This window comes from Micromonospora sp. PTRAS2, assembly GCF_054052245.1.
The window spans coordinates 226,486-233,156 of record NZ_JBSWBU010000010.1; the positions used below are offsets into that span (position 1 = coordinate 226,486).

Annotated in this window: 7 protein-coding genes; 2 read left to right on the top strand and 5 right to left on the bottom strand. The window is 74.1% G+C overall.

Translation table 11 applies throughout. The annotated features are described in order from the left end of the window. Positions 1-6: 6 nt before the first annotated feature. Positions 7-1,461, bottom strand: coding sequence for an MFS transporter (locus tag ACVMYR_RS26450; RefSeq protein WP_077940147.1), 1,455 nt, complete (start codon positions 1,459-1,461; stop codon positions 7-9). Then, a complete protein-coding gene (locus ACVMYR_RS26455) occupies positions 1,437-1,673 on the bottom strand; it encodes a hypothetical protein (RefSeq protein WP_043969592.1) in 237 nt (78 codons plus the stop codon). Before ACVMYR_RS26455 ends, ACVMYR_RS26450 begins: the two co-directional genes overlap by 25 nt. Positions 1,674-1,830: 157 nt before the next feature. On the opposite strand from ACVMYR_RS26455, the gene ACVMYR_RS26460 reads away from it, so the two are divergent. Both ACVMYR_RS26460 and ACVMYR_RS26465 read left to right on the top strand, forming a co-directional pair. Beyond that, positions 1,831-2,979 (top strand): geranylgeranyl reductase family protein, encoded by a 1,149-nt coding sequence (locus tag ACVMYR_RS26460; protein WP_457123030.1) that lies wholly within the window; start codon positions 1,831-1,833, stop codon positions 2,977-2,979. Between the two features lie 29 nt (positions 2,980-3,008). Beyond that, positions 3,009-3,200 carry a hypothetical protein gene (locus tag ACVMYR_RS26465; RefSeq protein WP_457123031.1) on the top strand — a complete coding sequence of 64 codons (192 nt, stop codon included), beginning with the start codon at positions 3,009-3,011 and terminating at the stop codon, positions 3,198-3,200. A 48-nt stretch (positions 3,201-3,248) separates the two neighbouring features. Here the strand turns inward: ACVMYR_RS26465 and ACVMYR_RS26470 are convergent, their stop codons facing one another. The 3 genes from ACVMYR_RS26470 to ACVMYR_RS26480 form a co-directional block, all read right to left on the bottom strand. After that, positions 3,249-5,072, bottom strand: coding sequence for a bifunctional metallophosphatase/5'-nucleotidase (locus ACVMYR_RS26470; RefSeq protein ID WP_457123032.1), 1,824 nt, complete (start codon positions 5,070-5,072; stop codon positions 3,249-3,251). Positions 5,073-5,235: 163 nt separating this feature from the next. Beyond that, entirely contained in the window at positions 5,236-5,898 is a 663-nt protein-coding gene (locus ACVMYR_RS26475) for a nucleotidyl transferase AbiEii/AbiGii toxin family protein (RefSeq protein ID WP_457123033.1), read from the bottom strand. Beyond that, positions 5,895-6,287, bottom strand: a complete 393-nt coding sequence (locus ACVMYR_RS26480; protein WP_077940146.1) for a hypothetical protein — start codon at positions 6,285-6,287, stop codon at positions 5,895-5,897. Before ACVMYR_RS26480 ends, ACVMYR_RS26475 begins: the two co-directional genes overlap by 4 nt. Positions 6,288-6,671 lie beyond the last annotated feature (384 nt).

Genomic DNA, 6,671 nt, shown 5'->3' on the forward strand with positions numbered 1-6,671 from the left:
CTGCCGTCACCCCGTGCGCCCGCCCTCGCCCCGGGCGTGCCAGCGGTCGAACAGGGCGGCGAACAGGCCGAGCGAGATGATCCCCATGGCCAGCAGCAGCGCGTGCCGCACCGCCGGCGACCAGTCCCCGCCGCTGCCGGCCAGCGCCGAGAACAGCACCGAGCCGACGGCGGCGATGCCGGCCGCCGAGCCGATCCGCTGGCCCGTCTGGAGCATGCCGGCGGCGCTGCCCGCCTGCGGCACCGGCACCTGGGCCAGGGTGAGGGTCTGGTTGGGCGTGATGACCAGGCCGCTGCCCAGCCCCGCGACCAGCAGCGGCACGGCCATCAGCAGCGGCACCGACCCGCGCGGGTCACCGCGCAGCACGAACACCACCGCGCCCAGGCCGAGCAGCACGACCAGCAGGCCGGTGGCGACGAGCGGGCGGCCGTACCGGTTGACGATCCGACCGCCGAGGGCCGACGCGGCGGCCGAGCCGAGAGCGAACGGCGTGATCGCCAGGCCCGCGACGAGGGGGCGGTAGCCGAGGCCGTTCTGCAGGTAGAGCGTGAGCACGAAGAAGATCGCGGTGAACCCGCCGAAGTAGAGCAGCGCGATCAGCGAGCCCAGGGCGTACGAGCGGAAGCCGAACAGCCGCAGGTCGAACAGCGGAGCGCCGCGTCGGGCGTACCGGCGTTCCCAGAGCCCGAAGGCGGCCAGCACCGCGAGCCCGGCGGGAACCAGGAGCCACTTCCACGGGCTGTGCCACTGCTCGCGCTGCACCAGCGGCAGCAGCACGAGCACGACACCGACGCCGAGCAGCAGCACCCCGACCGGGTCGAGTCGCCGCCCCTGGGCGGCCCCCGCCGGCTGCGCCGGCAGCAGCCGCCAGCCGAGCACGATCGCGACGATCCCCACCGGTACGTTGACGAAGAAGACCCACCGCCAGCCGTCCTGCTCGCCGCCGGCCTGGATCAGCAGCCCACCGAGCAGCGGTCCGATCGCGGTGGAGATGCCGATGGTCGCGCCGAGCAGCCCGAACGGCCGGCCGCGCTCGGGGCCCCGGAACAGCTGCTGGATCAGGCCGGTGACCTGCGGGTTGACGATCCCGGCGGCCACCCCCTGCAGCAGCCGGGCGGCGACCAGCCAGCCGGGGGACTGGGCCAGCCCGGCCAGGGCGCTGGTCAGCGTGAACAGGGCGATCCCGACGACGAACGCGGTGCGTCGGCCCCGGGCGTCGCCGAACCGCCCGGCCGGCACCAGCACCAGCCCGAACGTGAGGGCGTAGCCGGACAGCACCCACTGCAGGTCGCTCGGCGTCGCGCCGAGCGCCCGGTCGATCGACGGGACCGCCACGTTGACGATGCTCACGTCGAGCAGCGTCATGAAGGCGGCGACCAGGCCGACCCCCAGCGCCTGCCACCGACGTCGCTCGTCGGCCCGGCCCCCCGGCGGGCTCACGCCATCTGACGGGCGCACCAGCGCGGGCCGAAGTCCAGCCCGGCCATCGGGGAGTCCTCCCGGTGCAGCAGGTTCTTCTCCGTCAGCAGCCGCAGGGGAGCGTGCACCTCCTCCTCGGTCAGCCCGGACTCCTGCGCGATCAGGTCCGGGTAGGGCACCTGCCCGCGGATCTCCAGCGCCGCCACCGCCTCGTACACCCGTTCCTCGACGTCCGACAGACGCACCTGCTGCATGGCTTCCTCCTCGGTCACCGCCCGCGCGGCGGGCGGGGCTGCGCTGCGCGGTTACCCGCCGGCCCGCCGTTGATGCCCGCCCGCACACCGGATTCGGCGCGCGGCGTACCGGATGCGCCACCCGGCCTTCCGACCGACCGTGCCCTAGGCTGCAACGGTGATCAACTGGGACCTTGTCGTCGTCGGCGGCGGCCCCGCCGGGCTCTCCGCCGCCCACGTCGCGGCCACCGCCGGGCTGCGCACCCTGGTCGTCGAGCGCGCCGCGCACCCTCGGTACAAGACCTGCGGCGGCGGGCTGATCGGCACCTCCCTCGCGGCCGTCGCCGGCCGGATCGACGTGCCCGCGCACGACCGGGTGGACCGGGTGACGTTCACCCGCGACGGGCGGCGCGAGTTCACCCGCCGGCACGCCGCCGGGCCGCTGATCGCGATGGTGCGCCGCGACGAGTTCGACGACCGGCTGCGGGCCGCCGCCGTCTCCGCCGGGGCGCAGCTGCGCGAGCGGGTCGCGGTCCGCGCCGTGGAGCAGGACCCCGACGGGGTACGCCTGCGGCTCGCCGACGGCGACGTCGTGCACGCCCGCACCGTGATCGGCGCCGACGGCTCCTCCGGGGTGACCGCCCGGCACGTCGGCGTGCGGTACCGGCAGGTCGACCTCGGCCTCGAACTGGAACTGCCGGTGTCCGAGCCGGAACGGCGTCGCTGGCGCGGCCGGCTGCTGCTGGACTGGGGGGCGATCCCCGGCTCCTACGCGTGGGTGTTCCCCAAGGGCGACACGTTGACCGTCGGGGTCATCGCCGCCCGGGGCGCGGGGGAGCGGACCCGGGCCTACCTGCGCGACTTCGTCGACCGCCTCGGCCTGTCCGGGGTGCACCCGCAGCACGACTCCGGGCACCTGACCCGGTGCCGGGCCGACGACTCGCCGCTGCGCCACGGCCGGGTGCTGGTGGCCGGCGACGCGGCCGGCCTGCTGGAGCCGTGGAGCCGGGAGGGCATCAGCTACGCGCTGCGCTCCGGCGCGCTCGCCGGGGCCGCCGTCGTCGACGGCGACCTGGACGGCTACCAGCGGGCCGTGGACCGCCACCTGACGCCGTCGATGCGCGCCGGGCACCGGCTGCTGGAGGTGTTCTCCCGTCGGCCGGACGTCTTCCACGCCCTGCTGGCCACCCCCGCCGGGTGGCGGATGTTCGTCCGGTTCTGCCTGGGCCGGGCGAGCTTCGACGAGACGCTGACCCGCGCCCCGGTGCGGGCGGCGCTGGCGCTGCTGGACCGGCTCCCGCAGGTTCGCCCGGTGGGGCCGCGATGAGGCATCCTGGGTCGGAGGAGGGCCGAGCCATGAGCGAGTCCGAACCCCCGTTCACCGACGAGGAGTTGGCGTTCCTGCGGCACGTCCGCTTCGGCGAGCTGCCGCCCGCGGTACGCCCCGAGGAGCGCACCGCGGCGACCGAGACCGACCCCCGCCGGGACCGGCCCGACCCGGCGACCAACGCCGACCAGTGGGTCCTGCGCCTCGGCCACGGCGGCTGAGCGGGCGGCCCCGTCCCCTCAGGACGGGGCCCCCGACCCGGGCCGGGCTCAGGCGTTCGGGAACTCCACCGGGACGCCCGCCCGCACCAGCCGCCAGTTCGGCACGAAGAAGTCGGCCGGGTCGATGGTGCCCCGCTCCTGCGCCCAGTCGATGAGCAACTGCCGGATCTCCTGCTGCGCGTTGTAGACCTGCGGCTTCACGATGCCCGGGAAGTTGCCGCCGCCGCTGCGCCGGTAGTTGTTCACCGCGACCACGAACCGGGCGTCGTCGGCGACCGGGGCGCCGGTGCCGGGCAGGACCAGGCGGGTGATCCGCTGGCCGACCGGCCGGCTGACGTCGATGTCGTAGTCGAGGCCGGAGAAGACGTCGTAGTTGTAGTCCGGCACGGCCGGGTCGCTGATCGTCGCCGGGTCCACCGGCGCACCCACCGCGAGGGTCGTGAAGTACTTCGCCGAGTACTCCAGGTAGGCGCGGACCTCCGCGCCGGTGAGGACCACGGCCTCCAAAGTGTTGTCGTAGACGTACAGCCCGGCCACGTCGCGGATGCGCACGTCACCGGCCGGGAAGACCGCCGTGCGGCTGAACGGCGCCGCGATCGACAGCACCGGCAGGGCCGCGTGCTCCGTGCCGGCCAGCGCCGCCGTGACCACCTCGGTCTGCACGTGGTTGATGAAGTCCAGGATCGGGGTGTCCTTGTACCGCGACTCGGCGGCCGACAGCTCCACCGTCGACCGGGCGACCACCGTGTTGACGTACGAGACGGTTTTGGTGTGCTGGCCGCGCACGGCCGCGAGCACCGCCGGATCCTCGACCACCGTGTTGGTGTTCAGCATGGTCGCGTGCTTCGACACGACCTTCCAGCAGCCCCGCTCGCGGGTGAGCGTGAAATCCATCCGGGTCAGCCGCTGCCCCCACTTGGACGGCTCGGAGAGCAGCACCTGCGCGCCCGTGCGCGCGTTCGTCACGAACTTCTCGACGACCTCGTTGTGCGCGTGGCCGAAGAGGATCGCGTCGATGCCCGGGACCTGCTCGGCGATCATCGTGCACGGGTTCTCGTTCGGCAGCTCCGGGCCGTAGCTGGAGGTGCCGCTGTCGCCGCCGTGCGCGGAGACGATGACGAGGTCCGCGCCGCGCGCCCGCATCACCGGCACCCACCTCGCGGCGGTCTCCACCATGTCGGCGAAGACCAGCCTGCCCTCGACGTTGCCCTTGTCCCAGATCGCCACGCCCGGGTTGGTGAGGCCGAGGATCCCGACCTTCAGCTTCGGCGCGCCGTGCCCGCCGAGCCGGACCTCCTTGATCACGTACGGCAGGTACGCCGGCTTGCCCGTCGCCTCGTTGACCGCGTTCGCGGCGAGCGCCGGGAAGCCGAGCTGGCCGATCCACTTCGCCAGCAGCGGCAGGCCGTAGTTGAACTCGTGGTTGCCCAGCGTCACCGCGTCGTACTTCAGGATGTTCATCGCGTTCGCCATCGGGTGCGTCTCACCGGTGGTGGTGATCGGCTCCTGCTTGGCGTAGTACGTCGCCAGGGGGGTGCCCTGGATCGTGTCGCCCGCGTCGAGGACCAGGGTCGCCCTGCCCGTGCGCTCGGCGCGGATCTGGTTGACCAGGGTGGCCAGCTTCGCGACGCCGACGTCGTTGTGCTTGCTGTCGTCGTACTCCGCGTCCCGGTAGTAGTCCCAGTTGTAGACGTTTCCGTGGGTGTCCGAGGTGCCCAGGACGGTCAGGTCCCAGGTCTTCGGTCCCCTCGACGGCTTCGGGTCCGTCGACCCGGCCGCCCTGGCCGGGGCGGCGGCGATCAGGGGCGCGGTCGCGGCGGCCGCCGCGACGGCCAGCACCTGGCGGCGCGAAGCGCCGGAGGAGAAGGTCATGAGGTGCCTTTCCAGGGGAAGGGACGCGCCTCGTGGGCGCCGTTGCGCACCATAACGAGCCCCCGTCACTCCTGCCACAGCGGCCCGGCGCGCCGCCGGTGCGCCGGGCTCCCGGTCCGCCGCGCCGCCGGTCTGCCGCGCCGCCGGGCCCGCGCGGCGGGCGTCAGCGGGGCCAGTCCGCCAGCCGGGCCCGCAGCCGGGCGACCTGTGCCCCGTCCAGCCCGTAGCGGGCGAAGCGACGATCCGGCAGGCGGTCCAGGTAGTGGCCGGCGGCCCGCACGTCCTCCGGCTCCAGCGCGGGGTCGAGCTGCCGGGCCAGGTCGAGCACCTCCGCGACCGAATAGTGGTCGAGCACCGCCGCCACGTCGATGAAGTCCCGGACCTCCCGCCGGTTGACCAGCGCCGCCGTCTTGTTGGCGACCAGGTCCCGGACGTCCATCACCGGCCCGAGGTCCATCACCACCGGGCTGCGGTTGCGGTCGAGCCGACCCAGACTCAACCGGATCCGACGCGGCCCCCGGCTCACCACGAAGTCCTTCATGTCCCGGTCGAACCCGGCGAACAACTCCGCGAGCTCGCTGTCCGGGTCGGCGTCGCCCACCTCGAACCCGGCGCGCTCCAACGCCGTACGCACCCCGGCCGCCGCCGCGGCGGCGGCCCCCTCGACGTCGGCGAAGAGGTCCACGTCCTCCGTCGGGCGGGAGAACAACCCGTGCGCGGCCCAGGCGACGCCGCCACCGAGCACGAACCGGTGCCGCCCGGCGACCGACAGGGCCACCCGGGCGACCTCACGATAGAAGTCGTCCGGCGGCGCGGCCCCGGTCACGCCGCCGGCAGGGCCCGGTCGCCGGCCCGGACCGCCGGCCCGCCGCCTCCGTGGCGCAGGACCAGGTGGCGTCGCTCCCACGCCTCGCGTACGCCACGGGGCAGGTTGAGCAGGCACCAGACCTGGCGCAGCAGGTGACCGTTGACCAACTGGCGCAGGTCGGCCGCGCGGGTGGTCTCGCGCAGGACGTTCTCGTACATCCAGAGCAGGTCGTCCGGGTCGGCGAGATCGAAGGTGCGGTCCGCGCTCCACATCAGGCGTACGGGCAGCTCGACGACGCCCCGGGTCGGACCCGTCAACTCGGTCAGGGTGGCGGTGACGACAGCAGGGCGGCCCGGACGGGCCAGGAAGGTCCCGCCGGTCATGGTGGGGGAGACGACGCCCTGCATGGTGTCAGGGTAGCGCCTGGCCGGGCCGACACGGCACGACAGGCGCTGCGCGGTCTGCCCGGCCGCCTCGGCGCCGCCTGCGCCTGCGCGGCTGGTTGGCCTGGTGATCGACTCCGTGTCGGCGACATGGCGGCATCAACGCGCCGGGATACCCCCACCTGCCCGGCATCCCGTCACGCCACCAACCGTGTGGGCGGTTTGTCCGACTCGGGCGCGGTGATCGACTTCATGTCGGGCAGGTGGGGGTATCCCGCGTCGTTGATACCCCCACCTGCCCGACATCCCGTCACCTGTTCACCGGATTGGGCGAATTGTCCGACCCGACGGGGTGGTGTGGGGCGGGCCGGGGGTGGGCCGGGTCAGGCCGGGGTCGGGGTGGTGACG

What these genes read in the sequence shown, in the direction of transcription:
- ACVMYR_RS26455 (WP_043969592.1), bottom strand. Translation starts at nt 1,673, where the DNA reads ATGCAGCAGGTGCGTCTGTCGGACGTCGAGGAACGGGTGTACGAGGCG.
- ACVMYR_RS26465 (WP_457123031.1), top strand. Translation starts at nt 3,009, where the DNA reads ATGAGCGAGTCCGAACCCCCGTTCACCGACGAGGAGTTGGCGTTCCTG.
- ACVMYR_RS26470 (WP_457123032.1), bottom strand. Translation starts at nt 5,072, where the DNA reads ATGACCTTCTCCTCCGGCGCTTCGCGCCGCCAGGTGCTGGCCGTCGCG.
- ACVMYR_RS26480 (WP_077940146.1), bottom strand. Translation starts at nt 6,287, where the DNA reads ATGCAGGGCGTCGTCTCCCCCACCATGACCGGCGGGACCTTCCTGGCC.